This window comes from Verrucomicrobium sp. (genome assembly GCA_028283855.1).
Taxonomy (GTDB): domain Bacteria; phylum Verrucomicrobiota; class Verrucomicrobiia; order Methylacidiphilales; family GAS474; genus GAS474.
On record JAPWJX010000003.1, the window covers coordinates 1,131,667 to 1,148,767 of the forward strand.

The 17,101-nt window shown below is 60.3% G+C and carries 26 protein-coding genes; all 26 read left to right on the forward strand.

The annotated features are described in order from the left end of the window. The first annotated feature begins 24 nt into the window (after nt 1–24). The 26 genes from PW734_06755 to PW734_06880 all read left to right on the forward strand — a co-directional run bounded on the left by PW734_06755 (nt 25) and on the right by PW734_06880 (nt 16,963). Entirely contained in the window at nt 25–270 is a 246-nt protein-coding gene (locus PW734_06755) for a hypothetical protein (protein MDE1170890.1), read from the forward strand. A 24-nt stretch (nt 271–294) separates the two neighbouring features. Next, nucleotides 295–1,278, forward strand: coding sequence for a recombinase RecT (locus PW734_06760; GenBank protein MDE1170891.1), 984 nt, complete (start codon nt 295–297; stop codon nt 1,276–1,278). Then, entirely contained in the window at nt 1,275–2,153 is an 879-nt protein-coding gene (locus PW734_06765; GenBank protein ID MDE1170892.1) for a PD-(D/E)XK nuclease-like domain-containing protein, read from the forward strand. Before PW734_06760 ends, PW734_06765 begins: the two co-directional genes overlap by 4 nt. 6 nt (nt 2,154–2,159) lie before the next feature. Then, on the forward strand, nt 2,160–2,525 hold the full coding sequence (locus PW734_06770) for a hypothetical protein (protein MDE1170893.1): 366 nt from the start codon (nt 2,160–2,162) through the stop codon (nt 2,523–2,525). Continuing rightward, a complete protein-coding gene (locus tag PW734_06775) occupies nt 2,522–2,695 on the forward strand; it encodes a hypothetical protein (GenBank protein MDE1170894.1) in 174 nt (57 codons plus the stop codon). The genes PW734_06770 and PW734_06775 overlap by 4 nt, the downstream gene beginning before the upstream one ends. Before the next feature lie 473 nt (nt 2,696–3,168). Beyond that, nucleotides 3,169–4,161 (forward strand): DNA cytosine methyltransferase, encoded by a 993-nt coding sequence (locus tag PW734_06780; protein ID MDE1170895.1) that lies wholly within the window; start codon nt 3,169–3,171, stop codon nt 4,159–4,161. Beyond that, complete coding sequence (locus PW734_06785) at nt 4,162–4,980, forward strand: DNA adenine methylase (protein MDE1170896.1); 819 nt, start codon at nt 4,162–4,164, stop codon at nt 4,978–4,980. Further along, nucleotides 4,977–5,342: a hypothetical protein gene (locus PW734_06790; protein MDE1170897.1), complete on the forward strand. Its 366-nt coding sequence runs from the start codon at nt 4,977–4,979 to the stop codon at nt 5,340–5,342. The genes PW734_06785 and PW734_06790 overlap by 4 nt, the downstream gene beginning before the upstream one ends. Nucleotides 5,343–6,287: 945 nt before the next feature. Beyond that, a complete protein-coding gene (locus PW734_06795) occupies nt 6,288–6,797 on the forward strand; it encodes an ATP-binding protein (protein MDE1170898.1) in 510 nt (169 codons plus the stop codon). A 35-nt stretch (nt 6,798–6,832) separates the two neighbouring features. Then, nucleotides 6,833–7,015 (forward strand): hypothetical protein, encoded by a 183-nt coding sequence (locus PW734_06800; GenBank protein MDE1170899.1) that lies wholly within the window; start codon nt 6,833–6,835, stop codon nt 7,013–7,015. A gap of 166 nt (nt 7,016–7,181) precedes the next feature. Next, entirely contained in the window at nt 7,182–7,322 is a 141-nt protein-coding gene (locus PW734_06805; GenBank protein ID MDE1170900.1) for a hypothetical protein, read from the forward strand. Beyond that, nucleotides 7,319–7,489 carry a hypothetical protein gene (locus PW734_06810; GenBank protein ID MDE1170901.1) on the forward strand — a complete coding sequence of 57 codons (171 nt, stop codon included), beginning with the start codon at nt 7,319–7,321 and terminating at the stop codon, nt 7,487–7,489. Before PW734_06805 ends, PW734_06810 begins: the two co-directional genes overlap by 4 nt. Further along, nucleotides 7,486–7,662 (forward strand): hypothetical protein, encoded by a 177-nt coding sequence (locus PW734_06815; protein MDE1170902.1) that lies wholly within the window; start codon nt 7,486–7,488, stop codon nt 7,660–7,662. Before PW734_06810 ends, PW734_06815 begins: the two co-directional genes overlap by 4 nt. Nucleotides 7,663–7,684: 22 nt before the next feature. After that, nucleotides 7,685–7,903, forward strand: a complete 219-nt coding sequence (locus PW734_06820; GenBank protein ID MDE1170903.1) for a hypothetical protein — start codon at nt 7,685–7,687, stop codon at nt 7,901–7,903. Then, nucleotides 7,903–8,166 carry a hypothetical protein gene (locus tag PW734_06825; GenBank protein ID MDE1170904.1) on the forward strand — a complete coding sequence of 88 codons (264 nt, stop codon included), beginning with the start codon at nt 7,903–7,905 and terminating at the stop codon, nt 8,164–8,166. Before PW734_06820 ends, PW734_06825 begins: the two co-directional genes overlap by 1 nt. Continuing rightward, a complete protein-coding gene (locus tag PW734_06830) occupies nt 8,163–8,447 on the forward strand; it encodes a hypothetical protein (GenBank protein MDE1170905.1) in 285 nt (94 codons plus the stop codon). The genes PW734_06825 and PW734_06830 overlap by 4 nt, the downstream gene beginning before the upstream one ends. Next, nucleotides 8,431–9,162 carry a site-specific DNA-methyltransferase gene (locus PW734_06835; GenBank protein ID MDE1170906.1) on the forward strand — a complete coding sequence of 244 codons (732 nt, stop codon included), beginning with the start codon at nt 8,431–8,433 and terminating at the stop codon, nt 9,160–9,162. Before PW734_06830 ends, PW734_06835 begins: the two co-directional genes overlap by 17 nt. Before the next feature lie 22 nt (nt 9,163–9,184). After that, nucleotides 9,185–9,610, forward strand: coding sequence for a hypothetical protein (locus PW734_06840; protein MDE1170907.1), 426 nt, complete (start codon nt 9,185–9,187; stop codon nt 9,608–9,610). A 139-nt stretch (nt 9,611–9,749) separates the two neighbouring features. Further along, complete coding sequence (locus PW734_06845) at nt 9,750–9,947, forward strand: hypothetical protein (GenBank protein ID MDE1170908.1); 198 nt, start codon at nt 9,750–9,752, stop codon at nt 9,945–9,947. 533 nt (nt 9,948–10,480) lie between these two features. After that, entirely contained in the window at nt 10,481–11,059 is a 579-nt protein-coding gene (locus PW734_06850; GenBank protein ID MDE1170909.1) for a hypothetical protein, read from the forward strand. A gap of 8 nt (nt 11,060–11,067) precedes the next feature. Beyond that, a complete protein-coding gene (locus PW734_06855; protein ID MDE1170910.1) occupies nt 11,068–11,262 on the forward strand; it encodes a hypothetical protein in 195 nt (64 codons plus the stop codon). 563 nt (nt 11,263–11,825) lie between these two features. After that, nucleotides 11,826–12,359 carry a ParB/Srx family N-terminal domain-containing protein gene (locus PW734_06860; GenBank protein ID MDE1170911.1) on the forward strand — a complete coding sequence of 178 codons (534 nt, stop codon included), beginning with the start codon at nt 11,826–11,828 and terminating at the stop codon, nt 12,357–12,359. Between the two features lie 4 nt (nt 12,360–12,363). Next, entirely contained in the window at nt 12,364–12,957 is a 594-nt protein-coding gene (locus PW734_06865; GenBank protein ID MDE1170912.1) for a hypothetical protein, read from the forward strand. Then, a complete protein-coding gene (locus PW734_06870; protein ID MDE1170913.1) occupies nt 12,954–14,897 on the forward strand; it encodes a phage terminase large subunit family protein in 1,944 nt (647 codons plus the stop codon). Before PW734_06865 ends, PW734_06870 begins: the two co-directional genes overlap by 4 nt. Continuing rightward, nucleotides 14,888–15,394, forward strand: coding sequence for a hypothetical protein (locus tag PW734_06875; GenBank protein ID MDE1170914.1), 507 nt, complete (start codon nt 14,888–14,890; stop codon nt 15,392–15,394). The genes PW734_06870 and PW734_06875 overlap by 10 nt, the downstream gene beginning before the upstream one ends. Nucleotides 15,395–15,397: 3 nt before the next feature. After that, entirely contained in the window at nt 15,398–16,963 is a 1,566-nt protein-coding gene (locus PW734_06880; protein MDE1170915.1) for a phage portal protein, read from the forward strand. Nucleotides 16,964–17,101: the final 138 nt, after the last annotated feature.

Consider the following 17,101-nt stretch of genomic DNA (forward strand, 5'->3'; position numbering starts at 1 on the left):
CCCCCGCTCTCAACCCATCACCCCATGACTAAAGAAAATCTTCTCAAGGCAAATATCCTGGATCGGGAGATCCGCGCCATCGAGGGCTCCCTCCTTCACATCGACTCCGTTCGGAAACTGAAAAGGTCTATCGGCCTTAGCATCGGCACCGAATTTACCGGGGGCACCGTTGAGATTGATCCGGCTGACCTCGACTTCATCGCTTCCGCCCTCACCACCCTTCTCCAGCGCCGCCTCGACGAGAAGAAGGCGCAGTTCGCTGCGCTCTAAGTCCCACCCCTCGACCACCCCACCATGTCCGAAAATTCCCTAATCCCCGCTTCCTCCAAGGCTCCGATCCTTTCCGGTGATCGCGGCCTCAAGCTTTCCAACCTCGACGAGATCTGGCGCTTCGCCACCGCCGTCTCGAAATCTGGCCTTGCCCCGAAGGGCATCGACACGCCGGAGTCGATCACCGTAGCCCTGCAAATGGGTGCGGAGCTTGGCCTGCCGCCGATGGCGGCGCTTCAGAACATCGCCGTCATCAATGGTCGCCCCTCCGTTTGGGGAGACGCCCAGCTTGGCATCGTCCGCGCTACGGGCGAGTTGGAGGAGTTTGAGGAGTGGTTTGAGCAGGGCGGCGAACGCCTTGATCGGAACCCCTCCAAGTTCGACGAATCCACCGCCGCCGTCTGCCGGGTTCGGCGCAAGGGCTACGCCCAGGCGCAGATCACGGCCTTCTCGGTGGAGGACGCCAAGCGGGCGAATCTGTGGGGCAAGACAGGCCCCTGGAGCCAATACCCCGCCCGGATGCTTCGCTTCCGCGCCCGGTCCTTCGGCCTGCGCGATCAATTCGGAGATGCCCTGCGCGGCCTGCTGACCGCCGAGGAAGCTCGCGATATTGATCCGGTCGAGGCCGCTCGTCCGGTCTCCGGCACGGTGGTCGATACTGGCAAGCCCTCCTTCAAGGACTCCCTGGGAAAGAAGGCCGCCGAGCCGGTAGAGGCGTCGGTGGAAGCGGCGGTCGAGCGCATCGATCAGGCCGCTCCCGAACCCCAGGACAATCTCCGCTTCGAGGAGGAATCCGCCGCGCCTGAAACCCCGCTCCAGCGTCTCCTGGTCAAGGCCGCCGACTACGGCAAGGACGAGATCGAAGAGCAGCTTGGGGTGATTCAACTCGCCGGGAAGCGGTGGGCGCAATTCAATGACCGCCGCTTCAAGCGGTACGCCGACCTCTCGGCGGAACTCCAGGACACCCTTGAAAAGGGCTTCGACGCTCTCATGGAGGGCGGGAAGTGATCTCGCCCGGTATCTATCACGACATGCCGGAGGGTGAATACCACTCTGCCCCCGGCGTCAGCGCCACCATCCTCAAGGCTATGCGCCGCTCGCCCGCCCACATGCGGGTGAAGCTGGCCGACCGGGAGGACGAGGACACGCCCTTCGGCACCATCTTTCACCGTAGGATGCTCGAACCCGAGCGGTACAAGGCCGAGATCGTCATCATCCCGCCGGACGCTCCCAAGCGGCCCACGGAGGCCCAGCGGAACGCCGCCAAGCCTTCGCCCAAGACCCTGGAGCAAATCGCCTGGTGGGCCGACTTCGACGCGAAGACCGAGGGCAAGGAGATCATCTCCGCCACCGACGCCTCGAACATCGAGAAGATGGCTATGGCGGTCCTCGGCCACCGCATCGCCGGGGAAATCTTCCGGTCGGAATACCGCACCGAGGTTTCCCTCTTCATCGACGATCCGGTGACCGGCCTGCCGATCCGCTGCCGGGTCGACCTCCTTAGCGGTGTGGTCATGGTCGACATCAAGACGACCTACGACGCCTCCGACTGGCAGTTCGCCAAGATCATCGACCAGATGGGATACCACCTCCAGGCGGCCCACTACATGCGGATCGCCACCCTCCTCGGCCTGGCGCCGGAGCGGTTCATCTTCATCGCGGTCGAGGCGAAGCCGCCCTACGGCGTGAATACGTTCGAGATCGGCGCCGCCTCCCTGGCAAAGGGCGACGAGGAGTGCGCGAGGCTCTTGGCCCTCTACAAGGAGTGCGTCGAAAAGGACGCCTGGCCCGCCTACGAGCAATCCCTCCGCGCCATCAACATCCCTCGGTACGCCCTGACTCGTGAGCAGGACGCGGAGGTCATCTACTCCCCGGAGGACTAGACGACGATGAAGCCGGACGTCGACCAGCACCTCGCCGAGATGGCGAATCTCCAGTGGGTCTTCAAGACCGACTCGATTCGCACCGCGTGCATCGCCATCTGTCGCGCTGCCCTGGCCGGATCGTTCTGGCCGGACGAGGTGCTGGTCGACCTGCCGCCCGACGACGTCAACTGCATCGGCAACGCCTATAAGCTCCTGACCGATCACCTGGACGTGATCGCCAAGGCGCAGCCGTTCGAGTGCCGCCGGTCGAAGAGCAAGAGCGGCAACAGCCGCACGATCTTCCTCTACAAGACCGTCAACCTGGACCGCGCCCGCCAGATCGCCCACCTCAACACGGTCGGCCAACTCGACCTGGGACTCGCGGCATGAAGGTCTGTGAGCACACCGCGCTGGCTGCCCGACTCCAGGTCGGCGAATCCATCACCGGCCTTCCCGAGGGGAAAGCGGCAGCCGTTCGCAACTACATCTACCGGAGGGGCGGCAAGGCGTCCCATATCCGGCAACCCGATTTCACCTACACCGTGACGCGGATCGCCTAGGCGGCCGCGACTTAACCAAACCCCCACTATGAGTCTCACATTTATTGAACAGCAGACCCTCGAAGCCGTTACCTGCGCTAATTGCGGGATCATGTTCGCCTTCCCGCAGCGGATCATGACTGAGCGCAGGCGGGACCATTCGTCCTTCTACTGCCCGTCAGGACACAGCCAACATTTCCCTGGAAAATCCGACGTAGAGCGGGCCAGAGAACGAGCGGAATACTCAGAAAAGCGCGCCACGCAGCTCGCTTGCGAGAGCGCTTCGCTTAGGCATCAGCTTCACGGGACGAAGGGCGCCCTGGTGAAGGTCAAAAAGCGCATCAGCGCTGGCGTCTGCCCTTGCTGCAACCGCACCTTCTCGAACCTCGCCCGTCACATGGCGACCAAACACGCTAATAAGGAGGTGTCGCGGTGAAGGTCTACATCTCCGGCCCGATCTTCGTCGGGTATCGGCTGTTGGAAATGGGGGGGGTGTGAGCCGTGCTTATTACAACGAGATCGAACCCTATGCCGCGAAGTGGCTCCGCAACCTCATCGCAGCAAGGCACATTGCCCCTGGCGATGTCGACGAACGAGACGTGCGCGACGTGCGGCCTGCCGATCTCGGCGGCTACACGCAGTGCCATTTCTTCGCTGGTATCGGCGTCTGGTCGGCAGCGCTCCGAGGCTCGGGATGGCCGGACGATGTGCCTGTGTGGACAGCGTCGTGCCCTTGCCAGCCTTTCTCCTCGGCAGGCCGGGGGCTTGGATTTGATGACGAGCGGCACTTATGGCCGCACTTCTTCCACCTCGTCCGCGTCTGCCGCCCTGGCGTCCTCTTTGGTGAGCAGGTTGAAAAGGCGATTGGGTTCGGCTGGCTCGATCTTGTTCAAGATGACCTGGAAGGAGAAGGCTATGCCTTCGGGGCGGTTGGTTTCCCTGCTGCGAGCGTCGGTGCGCCACACATCCGAAGCCGAATTTACTGGATGGCCAACGCCAACTTGCCCTTCCCAAAACGATTCAGAGAAGTCTTCGGGGATGGGAAGGATCAGAAAGGGCTACGGCCTGGATCTTCCAGCGGCGGCGTCCCTGACCTCGTGGCCGACTCCAAGAACGAGCGACGGAAACGGCTCGAAAATTCCGCCGAATCGTCTGGGGGGGGGGGCAGCGCTCAATACAGTGGCGAGTTGGGCAACCCCATCAGCTCGGGACTGGAAATCGGATCGGTCCAAAATGAACAGCAAAGGCCTCTACGGATCGAAGGGGCAGCCCTTATCGAGGCAAACCCTCTACGCGGATTCTGGGGAAACGCCGAATGGATCTGGTGCAGAGACGGCAAATACCGGCCTGTTGAACCCGGCACATTCCCGCTGGCTCATGGGGCTGCCTCCCGAGTGGGACGCCTGCGCGCCTATGGCAACGCCATCAACAAGGAGCAGGCGCAAGCGTTCATTAGAGCCTATCTCGACCTCGAAAGGGGCCGCTGAATGAAGCCCCGACCCCTTCTTCGCTACCACGGCGGCAAGTGGAGGCTGGCTCGCTGGATCATCAGCCATTTCCCGGATCACCGAATTTACGATGAGCCGTATGGAGGGGGCGCATCCGTACTCCTGCAAAAGCCGCGCTCCTATGCCGAGGTCTATAACGACCTCGACGGGGAGTTGATAAATCTCTTTCGCGTTGTCCGCGATGATGGGGATGAGCTGCGCCGCCTTCTTGAACTGACCCCATTCAGCCGGGACGAGTTCCAGGACAGCTACGAGCCATCCAGCGATCCGATGGAGCAAGCGCGGCGAACGCTGGTCCGCAGTTTCATGGGTTTCGGCAGCAACAGCCACACCAAGGCCACCGGCTTCCGCTCCTGCTCCAACCGCTCGGGGACGACGCCCGCCCACGATTGGCGGAACTACCCCGAAGCCCTGGCCCATACCATCGAGCGGCTGCGCGGGGTCGTCATCGAAAACCGGGACGCGGTGGAGGTGATGCGGCAGCACGACTCGCCATTCACCCTTCACTATTGCGACCCGCCCTACGTGCCGGAGACGCGCGATGCGGGCGGCGATTACCGCCACGAGATGACGGTGGAAGATCACCGGGCCCTGGCGGCCGCCCTCCGGGAGTTGAAGGGGTGTGTCGTCATCAGCGGCTATCCCTCCGCGCTCTACGACGAGGAGCTTTTCCCGGATTGGCACCGCATCGAACGGTCGGCCCTGGCCGATGGCGCCGCCAAGAGGCGGGAGGTCCTTTGGTTTTCGCCGAGGGCCGCAGCCCGTCTGGACCTGCCTCAAGAACTCTCTTTCCAATGAATCATGACGACCTCCTCAAAAAAGGCTTCCGGCCTGATGGCCGCGGCGGCTGGGCGAAAGCCCCTGCGCCTCTGGCTGCCCCGATACCTGACGCCAAGCCTCAACCGCATGCTGGGCCAGCCCTGGCCGCGCCTGCACAGGATGAAAAACGACGCGGTCCGCGCCTTGTCGTTCGCGTTACTCGACGCGCGCGCCGCCTCCTCGACGTCGACAACGGTTCAGGGGGCTGCAAGCCGCTCCTCGACGCCATCCGGTATCGCGGCCTCATCCGCGACGACAACCCCCACGAAATCGACTTCCAATTCCGACAGGAGCGTGTCGGCACGCGCAGCGAGGAAGGCACGTTGATCGAGATTTTTTGACCATGAAACCACCTGCATTTCAATTCTACGCCGCCGACTTTTTGGTCGGCACGGCGGACCTCACCTGCGAGCAGGTAGGGGCCTACATTCGACTCCTCTGCCACCAGTGGGATCGCGGTTTTGTGCCGCTCGACATCAAAGTTGTGGCGCGAATTTGCGCCGCTCGTCCTTCGAGACTTGCGCCCGTCTTGAGCAAATTCGACCGCACGGAAGAGGGCTATAGGAACGCTCGCTTAGAATCTGAAAGAGTTAAGCAGAAAGAATTTAGGGAGAAGCAAGCGGTCCACGGTCGGCGCAGGTGGGGCAATGCCAAGCCTCAAGGGTTGGCAGAGGGTACCCTCCCTAAACCCTCATGCCAAACGGATGCTCTTCAGTCTTCGTCTTCGTCTACAGACTTCAGTCATAGAGAAAAAAAGGAGCGCGCGAGCGGTTGGCCTAAGGACGAGGGGGAGGTGAAAACGGGTGCGGCAACAGCCGGAATCCATCCCGAATTTGCCCTTATGGCCTGGAACGAGGCAGAAGGACGAGGGGGATCGGATGGCTACGGCAACCCCATTTTGGCTTTTTGGCCCTACGTGAAGGGGCGGTGGGGAAGGGAGCAAAGTTCATGGAGGGAGCAAAACGCGCGGGGCGTGGCGGCCAGGGCCCAAAACGGGCCATTCGGGAAAGTTGTCAGACCCGCCACAACGAAGGAGGAGTATGATCGAGGCTTCTAACCCCCAGCAGGACGCCCGGGCCTACCAGGAGGTCGTGAGGGGCACAACCCCCCAGCCCAGGAAGCCGATCTTCCCCCGGATGCAGGCGGTACTCGACCGTAACGGACTGACCGAGCTACCGCGCTACGACCTGACCAACCCGGTCGTTCAGGAGTTGGAGCGGGCCCGGCAGCAGGACATGGTCGACGAGGCGCGGGCCGGAGATCGGCAGGCGAGGGAGGATCGGTTTGTGGAGCTGTGCCCCCCGGCGTTCCAGGAGACCGACCGCGCCCGCCTGCGGGCCGACCTGGTCGACAAGGTGCTGTCCTGGCAGATGGGCCCCACGGGCCTGGTGCTCTACGGCGATACCGGCGGCGGGAAAACCCGCACGCTCTGGCTGCTCCTGCGGAGGCTGGTGGTCGACGAGGCGATCCACGTTCGGGTTCTTTCGGCCTTCGACTTCAGCGCGGAGGCCAGCGACGCCTACCGCAACGGCACCGAGAAAGCGTTCGTCAGCACGCTGGCGGGAAGCGTCGGCGTCCTGGTGATCGACGACCTGGGCAAGGCGAAGATCACCGCCCGAGTGGCCGAGGCGCTTTTCGAGATCGTCGACCGGCGCACCGCCGCGGGCCGACCGCTCATCGTCACGACGAACGATGTCGGCGAACGCCTCAAGGAACGCTTCGAGGACCAGAACGCGGCCGAGCCTCTGCTCCGCCGACTCCGCGAGTTTTGTGCGGCCATCAATTTCCGCAGATGAAAACCAACCACAACCAAGAAAGTAACGACCACACCATGATCTACGACGAAACCTTCAAAGACCCAGCGCCTCCCACGCGATGCATCTCTCGATTGGAGGAGGCTAGGGAATTAGCGCGAGATCCCTACGTGCAGCAAAAATTGCACGAGGCCCGCGTTGCTGGTGCGGAGGAACGGCTCAAGGCGGGCTACAACAACGAACAGGAGGATGAGGAATGAAGGCCTGTCGTCTAATCGGGGAAGCCATCCAGTTTATCGCCGAGTGCGCCTTCGCCTTTGCCGTTCTTCGCCGAATGAACACGGACCAAGGATTGACGGAAGGCGATCTAATTTCCTGGGGGATTGCCCTTATTTTATTTCGCCTTGGGTACATGGAGAAAAGCGAATGACTGCCATCGACATCGCCGAAGGGCTGGTGCTGGCGTTCGTCACCAAGTGCCTCCTGGAAATCATCGCGGCCACGCTCATCGTCGCGGCCATCATCCTGGGCATGCTCCTGTGGGAGATGGCGAAGGGAGGGAAATGAACGATACCCCCTACGTTTCCAGGTGCTGCCGCGCCAAAATCCGCACGGAGAAGCGCCCCCACATCACGCCCGACACCTACGTGACATGGAGTGAATGCACGAGCTGCGACCGGGTATGCGACGTGACATTCCCGGAGCCGGAGCCGGAGCCGGAGAAGGATAAATGAGCGAAGTGACGATTACGCTGGTATCCAAATGCTGCGGCGCAGAATTGCGATTGGAGGGCCAGCGGCCCGGATACAGCGCCTACAACGGCCAAACGCTGTGGCTCGCCTGCGTCAAATGCAACCAGCCCACAGATGGTGTTGATAAAAAAACCAACAAAAAATATCGGATATAAAAACCAGAATCAGAAAAGAGAAATGAAATACAAAATCGAAAAAGGAATTGAGATTTCGGCTAAGAGGAAAAATGTCACGAAGTATCCATTTTTGGAAATGGAGATTGGGGACAGTTTTGTGTTTGAGAAAAAAAACTACAGAAAAGTCCTAAGCTCCGCCTCGCACTCTTCCAAAACGGGTAAGAGGTTTGAATCCAGAGCGATTTCCGAAAACGAAGTCAGAATTTGGAGGGTCAAATAATGACCACCAAACCCAACCCCGGAAAGGGGTATCGGCTGTTGAAAACCGAGCCGGGGATTCCTCCTTACTTTGTGTCAGGAAAGCCCAAGCCGAAGACGAGGAAGGTCACGCTGTGGATGAATGTCTATGAGAGACCTGTTCTATGCGGCTATGCGTATGCAACAAAGTGGCAGGCTGATGAGGCTAAAGGCCCGGACCGCCTCGGCAACCGCGCCCACAAGGTCGTGATCGAGATTCCCGTGGAGAAGGGAGGGAAGAAATGAGTGTTAAGAGCAACCTCGTGGCGCTTTTGGGAGACGACCGGATTCCGTGGTATCAGAAGCAGTGCTTGGAAGATGCTCTGGCCGAGATCGAGCGGCTGGAAAAGCGCGAAGCGGCTGCGGTGAGGTTGGTTGAGGCGATGGAGCGGCAAATCTGGGCCTGGGAAAAAAAGGAAGGCTCGCAAGAAGAAAGGGCTTCAGCCATGAGCGATCTGATTGGGGCTCATTTTGCCTACGAAGCCAGCCGCGCCGGGAAGGAGGGGGAGAGTGAAAGAGCTATTTAGTGACGGCCAAGTCCAGGTGCTGAATGGCAAGTGGGAGGATTTCATCGGAAACGCTGATCACATCATCACCGATCCCGACTATGGAACAACCTATCAAAAATGGGACAAGGGCCTGGACCTTTCGGCATGGTGGGTATGGATCAACAAAACGCTTACACCCGGAGGGACAGCTGCATTCACATCTAGCCAGCCATTCACGAGTAAGGCTGTTATGTCACGGCCCGAGTGGTTCAGGTGGGCTTGGGTTTGGGATAAGAAGAACCCCACCAACTTCCCTAATGCCAAGCGACAGCCACTGAAGGTCCATGAGGACGTTTTGGTTTTTTGTGATCGGCAACCCACCTACCACCCACAGATGACGAAAGGTTCCGTGAATCACTCCCAAGGCAAGTCCAAGGAAAACGTTTCGGATTATAGATTGATAAGCAAGCGCGCAGCCGATGACTTGTCAGGAATGAAATATCCCACCTCCATAATACAATATGCGAAGCACTCTAGTATGTGTAGGTGGCACACAAATCAAAAACCGATTGAACTCATGATCTATTTAATTAAGACCCTAACCAATGAAGGCGACTTGATTATTGATAGCCACGCAGGCTCTGGAACTACCTTAATCGCCGCCCGGGCTTGCGGACGTAGAGCAATTGGCATCGAGCAAGACACAGCCATCGCCGAAACGGCTGTCGAAAGGCTCCGAATGGAGATTTTTTAACATGTCACCCGACATCAGACCCTTGAACGACGCCGAGATCGTGGCGCTGCTGGAGGATGGGAGGATGGCGGAGACGGATATTGAGGCAGCCATATCGCTGGCTCTTAAGCACTCTCAGGCATTTCCTGAAGCCTTTCAGTCATTTGAGGGAGTGGAAGGTAAAAAAGTAACTGATTGGTTCGGAGTTGGAGGCCATCCACCGACTCAGACTAAGGAGTTCATGCGATGGGGAAAGTCTGTCCGCATCACTATCCCCCGCCCACCGAAGCGCAGGGCGTTGCGGAGGGAGGAGTTGCCGGGATGGATGAGTAGATATTGGTCTGATTGGGACTTACTCACCATGCGTGATCGGGGGTTGGTGGAAATTGTGTATGAGGGAAAACGGGTGCCGCTTTATCAAGAAGAACCCCAGCCCCCGCTTGTACTGACGACGGAGGGGAAGGAATGAGCGCGTGGAAAAACATGCGTTGGGATTTGCACATGGCGTGCAGAGGGAAAAATCCGAAGCTTCGCATCATACGGCTGAATCGGCTTTCAAAGGAGGCGCTCGAAATGGCGCAAAAAATCAAGACTGAGGGGGATTCAAAATGATCCCCTTAACCCCCGAGCAGGAGAACGAGGTGCGCGAGGCGTGGAATGAGAACTACCCCAGTAAATATTCCGAACGCCTGTGGCATGACTGTTTTACAAAAACCGAAGTGAGCTATTTCAGCCTTGAGCCAATCGATTTTCATCGAACAGCCTACGCCATCGCCAAAGGATGGCACAAACAGGAGGGGGAATGAGACGAGCGATTCAGATTTTAGAAAAGAGGCAACGGCATCTTATGGAGTTGTTTGAGGGGAGACATCTTATGCCGGATGAGGATAGGCACTCGCTGAAAGGGAGACTTTTAGAAGTAACCGGGCTTTTACAATCCCTACGATCCGCAGAAAGCCTAGCAACACAGGAGTATGGTGTATGACCAAGCTTAGCGCAGAGCGCGAAGAGGAAGATGGCGTTTATCCAAAAATGAGGGCCTATCATTTCGCGGAAGGCTACATCGCCTCCAAGGGGTGGGATAAGGAGGGTGGGGAATGAGATTCCACTTGTTCAGTTCCGACACCCGCAAGGCAAGGAAAAACCACGACTGCATCTGGTGCAGGGAGGACATTTTGACTGGAGAAACCTATCAAGACGAGCGGTCGGTATACGATGGAAATATTCAGCGTCACCGATGGCACCCCGAGTGTCAGAAGGCCTCATTTGAATATTTTAGGGAAGCGTGGGGACCTGAATTTGACCGCCACGCATTTAAGCGCGGAACAACGGAGGAGGCATGACCCCTAACGAGCAGAATGAGATGAATGGAATACGGTGGAAATGGGCTGAGCAGATAAGCTGCTTCGGGAATAGTAAGGAAAACTGGAAGGAGCCGACCTGGAACGAATACGGATGTGATAGGAACGTCCTTATTGATCAGGAGGGCAATACGGTCTTAGGCGCCTGGTCAGGGTATGGCGAATGTGGCATTGAGGTTACTCGTCAGAACGCGGAGCTTATCTCTGCTGCGCCGAAAATGGCCGAAGAACTCGACCGCCTCGGCGCCCTCAACGCGCAGTTGATAGAAAGCCAGAAGTTTGTCGATAGCCAGGTTTCAACATGCGGGAAATGCGGATGTGGAAAACACACGCCGTGGAGGGATGGCGAATACGGGTATGTCTGTGCCACTTGCTTTAACGAAATCAAAAACGAAGAGATCAAAAAGGCCGAGGCGCTCAACGCGCAGCTCTTGGAGGCGGCACTAAACGGTCTTGCCGTCATGCGTTCCAACAAAGAGCTGGGGTTCTATCAGCCTCAAATTTGGATAAACCAGGCGGAAGCCGCCATCGCCCTGGTGGAGAAGGAGGCAGAGTGAAATCCGAAATGAAAGTAGTCAGCGACCATGCCGTCCTGCGCTTCGCCGAGCGCGTCGTCGGCCTGGACGAGGAAATGCTCCGATCCCACATCCTCGCCCAGCTGCCGCGTACGCGCCTCATCAACGGCAAATACCCGATCACCTACGGCGCCGCTCGGCATAAGGCGGTCGTCGTGGATGGGGTTGTGGTCACTGTGATTTGAGCGAAGGAGTTCCGTAAATTATTCCTTGTCACTTTTCCGGTGTGATTAGGATGGGGAAGCGTGACGACTCACGCTAACCGGCCGGAACTCTCTAGCTCGACCCTCGAATCCACGCCCCTGCCTTCGACCGCGCAGGTAATCGCCAACGTAATCGGACGTGAGGCGACGATAGCCCTCGCGGGCAAATGCCCCTACGGGACCATCTACGTCCCAAAGGCAACCCTCCCTTTTTCCCACTGGATTGTCCTCACTATCGGGCCGGTCCTAGCCCAGCGCCTGCAACGCGCGTTCGGGGGTGAGCAACTATGGTTGGCGAGTTGCCACCGTCTTTACGTCCAGGATCGCAATAGGGCGATCAAGGAGGCTGCGCGCCACGGCGACCCTATCCCGCTCATTGCGACGCGCTACGGCCTCACCGTGCGCCATGTGCAAGGCATCCTGCGCGACTTGTAGCGGCCACCCCGCCACCCCCACCCCATAGGTTCTTCCGAGCCGGGGGGTATGCGGGGGCGGAAACCACCCCATTTTTCACCTAAGCACGAACCAAAAAACCGGACTTTGTTTTGCAAACCAAGAAGATCATCCCCGCGGCGGCCGATGCCCTGAAAATCGAAATTCTCCCCACCGAGGCGCTTGTCCCGTTCGCGCAGAACTCCCGCACCCATTCCGATGACCAGATTTCGCAGATCGTGGCCAGCATCAAGGAGTTCGGATTCACAAACCCGGTACTGGTCGACTCCGAAAACGGCATCATCGCGGGCCACGGTCGGGTCATGGCGGCGAAGAAGCTGGCCCTCTCCGAGGTGCCGTGCATCCGCCTCGGCCACCTCACCGAAAAACAAAAACGGGCCTACGTCATCGCCGACAACAAGCTCGCCCTAAACGCCGGATGGGACGACGAGCTTTTGAAGGCCGAGTTCCTTGACCTTCGGGAGGAGGGATTCGACCTATCCCTCACCGGATTCGGCGCGGCAGAGTTGGCCGCTTTCCTCGAAAACTCCACCCAGGAGGAGAACCTGCCCGGAGACGGCGGCCTAGACGGCGAGAAGAAAGTCGAGTGCCCCCACTGCAAGCGGTGGTTCACTCTGAAGGAGTGACCCGATGGCCGAGAAGTCCTCTCCCGCCACCGTTCCAGTCACCAGCCTGGCAAAGCTCTTCGAGCTGACGGAAATCCGCGTTCAGCAACTCGCCAAGGAGGGAATCGTCCGCAAGGCGAAGCGGGGGGAGTATGAACTATACGAGTCGATCAAGGGCTACATCCGCTACCTGCGGCGTCTCGCCGCTGGAAAATCCGGCGAAGGGGAGGGCGGCAACGGCTACGACACCCAGCGCACCCGGCTCTACAAGGCCAGAGCCGACACCCAGGAAATCATCGCCGCCCGCATGAGTGGCACCGTCCACGACGCCGAGGTCGTCGCCGCCGTGATGAACGACATGGTTGCCCGCTCTCGCGCCAAACTCCTTTCCATCCCGACCGTATGCGCCCCGAAAGTGGCCGACATCTCCGACCCGAACCAAATCCTCGACATCCTCAAGGATGCCGTCCACGAGGCGCTTGAGGAGCTGTCGGACTATCCAGCGGAGGAAGTGGTAGCCCGGCAACTTCAGCAGCCCCTTCCGGTTGAGTCTGACGACGTGGGCGACCCGGACGATGAAATCACCGAGCCGGGGGCCCCCAAGCCCTCCGTTCCGTGAATGCCCTGGTCGACCTCACCGCGGCTATAGCCCGCACCTGGGCTCCTCCTCCTGCCTGGACTCTTTCCGAATGGGCGGACGCACGGCGCCGACTTTCCAGCGAGGCATCAGCGGAGCCGGGCCGCTGGCGCACCAGCCGCGCCGAATATGCCCGCGGGATGATGGATGCCGTTACCGATCCGAAAAACGAGCGCGTCGTCTTCATGACCTCCGCCCAGGTGGGCAAGACGGAGATCCTGCTCAACGTCTCCGGCTACCACATCGACTTCGACCCGTCCCCGCTCATGCTCCTCCAGCCGACGGTTCAGATGGCCGAGGCGTTCAGTGAGGATCGACTCAAGCCGATGCTCCGGGACACGCCAGCGCTGCGGGGAAAGGTGAAGGAAGGGCGCTCGCGTGGGGCTGGCAGCACCAAGCTTCACAAGATATTTCACGGTGGCCACCTCACGATGGCTGGGGCGAACTCCCCGGCGACCCTGGCATCTCGGCCAATCCGTGTTCTTCTAATGGACGAGGTCGACCGATACCCGGCCAGCGCGGGAGAGGAGGGCGACCCGGTCAAGCTCGCCATCAAGCGCACCAACAATTTCTGGAATCGCCGCATCGTCATGGCGTCGACGCCTACGGTGAAGGGATTCTCCCGCATCGAGAAGGAGTTCGAGCTTTCGGACAAGCGGTTCTTCTACGTCCCTTGTCCTCATTGCCAGGAAGAACAGCGTCTCCAATGGGGCAACGTCACCTGGCCCGAAGGAAGGCCCAAGGAGGCCGTGCTACGATGCGTATCGTGCAGTGGTAGCATCACCAACGCGCAGAAAAACGTGGCGGTAAGCCGCGGGCGATGGATCGCCACCGCTCCTTTCAACGGGATCGCGGGCTTCCACCTCAACGAACTCTACTCGCCCTGGCGCACCTTGGCCCAGATCGCCGAGGACTACCTAGTAGCGAAGGACGACCCAGCCCTCTACCAGGTGTGGGTCAACACCTCCCTGGGCGAAACCTACGACGACACGGGCGAAAAGATCGACGAGCATGACCTTTTGAGCCGGTGCGAGCCATGGCCGGAGGGAATCGACGTTCCTGCCCGCGGCCTCGTCCTGACCTGCGGCGTCGATACGCAGCCGGACCGCCTGGAAGTCGAAGTAGTCGCCTGGGCGGGCGGAGAGGAAAGCTGGAGCATCGACTACCACGTCATCCACGGCGACCCCGAGATCAAGGAAGGGGCCCCGGGTTCTCCATGGAGCGACCTGACCGACCACATCCGACGGAAATGGAAGCACGAGAGCGGTCTGGAAGTAGCTATCGAGTCCACCTGCATCGACTCCGGCGGTCACAACACCCAGGCAGTCTACGAATACGTCAAAAAGCACTCCGGGGAGCGCGTTTTCGCCATCAAAGGCCGTGGCGGGGAGGGGATTCCCATCGTCGGCAATCCATCCCGAAAGCGGGCTGGCAAAAAGACAAAGAGGCCCGTCGACGTCTACATCGTCGGTGTAGACCAGGCCAAGGCCATCATCTACAAGCGCCTGCAAATGGAGGCTCCTGGGCCGGGTTATCCGCACTTTCCGGCCGGGCGATCCGCCGACTACTTCCGGGGCCTCACATGCGAGAAAATGCGAGTGCGCTACGTCAAAGGCATGCCAAAGCGGGAGTGGTTCAAGCCCGACAAGGCCAGGAACGAACCCCTCGACTGCCGCGTCTACGCCTTCGCCGCCCTCATCCTCCGCGCCCCGCAGTTCGACAAGGTGGCCTGGCGCATGAGACAGCGCGCCCAGGAGGTCGCGGCGAGGCCTGCGCTAAAAGTAGTTTCCGTAAAAAACGAGGAAGAGGAGCCGGAAATCCGACCAGTAGAAAGCGAGCAACCTCCTCCCGATAGTGCGGGGAAGCCGAAGCCCCGGCGCCGCAGGCGAGGGGGAGGCGGCTGGATCAATTCATGGCGATGACCCGATACACCTCCGGCGAGACGATCAAGGTCTGCCGCTCTGCTGCTCCCTGCTCGGCGATCACCGCCGTCTTCGCCGGAGCCTCGAAGCACACCGTTGCAGCGACCGCCAGCCAGGACGGCTGGTTCGAGATCATCGCCGACACCTCCGGCTGGGCCGCCGGTAACTACCTCATGGAGGTGATGCAGGCGACCGACTCCGAGAAAAAGGTCATCCTGCGCGAAACCTTCGTCCTCCAGCAGGCCGCGGGAGACATTCCCGTGGGCGCGGAGGTCCGGTCCGAGGCCGAAATCGCCGTCGCCAACCTTAAGGCCATGCTGGGCCTAGGCGGCGCAGCCACGCCGATGGTGCGCCGCTACCGCATCAACAACCGCGAGTTGGAAAACTATCCCATCGCCGACCTGCGCGCCCTCCTGGCCGAGTGGCGGGGAATCCTCGCCGAAGAACGCCGCCGCGCCAACGGCGGACGCGCTCCCCGGATCGTCTTCACCGTCTAGCGCATGAACATCCGCAACCTTCCGGCATCTGGCCGAACCCCTTCCTTCCAGCGAACGGCCATTCCCACGAATCCCGGATTCCCCCGCCCGCGCAACGAGCCAGGCCAGAAGAAAAAGGCCGCCGTCAACGTGCGGAGCATCATCCAGGCAGCCCGCACCGGCCGCCTGGAGTCGTCCTGGCGCTCCACTCCCTACACCGCTGACGACCTGATCTACCAGGCGTGGACGGCCACCACCGCCCGCGCCCGCCAGGCTTACGAGGAGTTCGACCACTATCGTAAATTCGCCCAGCTGGTCCGCGCCAACGTCGTCGGCGAAAACGGGATGAACCTCAACGCGCAGATCAGGGACCCCTCCGGCTCTGTCGATACCCGAGCCATCCGCGCCATCGAGGGCGCCTACTACGACTTCTCCAAGAAGGGGAACTTCGACGTCAGCGGCACACTTTCCCGCGCCGACGCCGAGCGCATGGCGCTGAACACCTGGGCGACCGACGGCGAGGTCATCGTCGTGAAGCGTTACGGCAAACAGTTTCCCCACGGCATCGCCTTCCAGTTCATCGACCCGGTACGCCTCGACCCGATCCACTACATGCGATTGCCGAACGGCAACCACATCCGGCACGGCATCGAGATGGACGAGGACAACCGCCCCCTGCGCTACTACTTCCGCAAGTCGGACGAGCGCGGATGCGGATACCTTGCTGGCTACGGTCCTAACGACTTCACCGTCGTCGACGCCCGGGACGTGATCCATTGGTTCGTGCCGGAGAAGCCGGGCCAAAAGCGCGGAATCTGCCCGGGACGCACCGCCCTCTCCCGCATGCGGATGCTATCCGGCTTTGAGGACGCGGCGATCATCAATGCCCGAATTGGATCGTCTAAGATGGGCTTCTTCCACAACCCCGATGCGGAAGGAGGCGCAGACGACGAGGATCTTGTGATCGACGCCGACCCTGGCTCCATGGAAGACATCGGCAACCGGGAACTGGTGAAGTGGGACCCGCAGTTTCCTGACGCCGCCATCGAAACCTTCATCCGCACAATCCTGCGGAGCATCGGCGCGGGCCTTTCCGTCTCCTACCACAACCTCTCCAACGATCTCACCAGCGTCAACTTCTCCTCCATCCGGCAAGGTACGCTCGACGAGCGGAGCGTCTGGCGCAGCCTCCAAGACTCCTTCGTGGAGGGCGTCTGCCGCCCCATGTTCGAGGCGTGGTTGGAGTTCTCCGTCCTGGTCACCGGCTCCATCCTCATCAACGAAAAGCCTCTGCGTGTCGATTCGCTCGAAAAATACAAGGCCGTCGACTTCATAGGCACCCGCTGGGCGTGGATCGATCCAAGCTCCGATCAATCTGCTAACGAGCGGGCAGTGTCCCAGGGCTTCAAAAGCCGCTCCCAGGTCATTCGGGAAACCAGCAACCGCGATCCCGAAGAGGTTTTTGCCGAAATCGAGGCCGAGAACAAGGAACTTGCCCGTCGCGGAATTATCCCAGCCCTTCCCCCCGGGGTCACGCTGCCGCCGGAAGAGGAAGCGCCTGCCCCTGCGGGCGAGCCTATCCAAAAATGACCCGTTTTGCTTTTCTTGCCGTCCTCCTCCTGGCCGGATGCGCTGGGACCACTCGATACTACGCTCCCGTCTCCACGGGGGAGGTGAGGAATGGTCTCCGGGAAACCCGAGTCGACCTCGCCCAGGCCCAGCAGACCG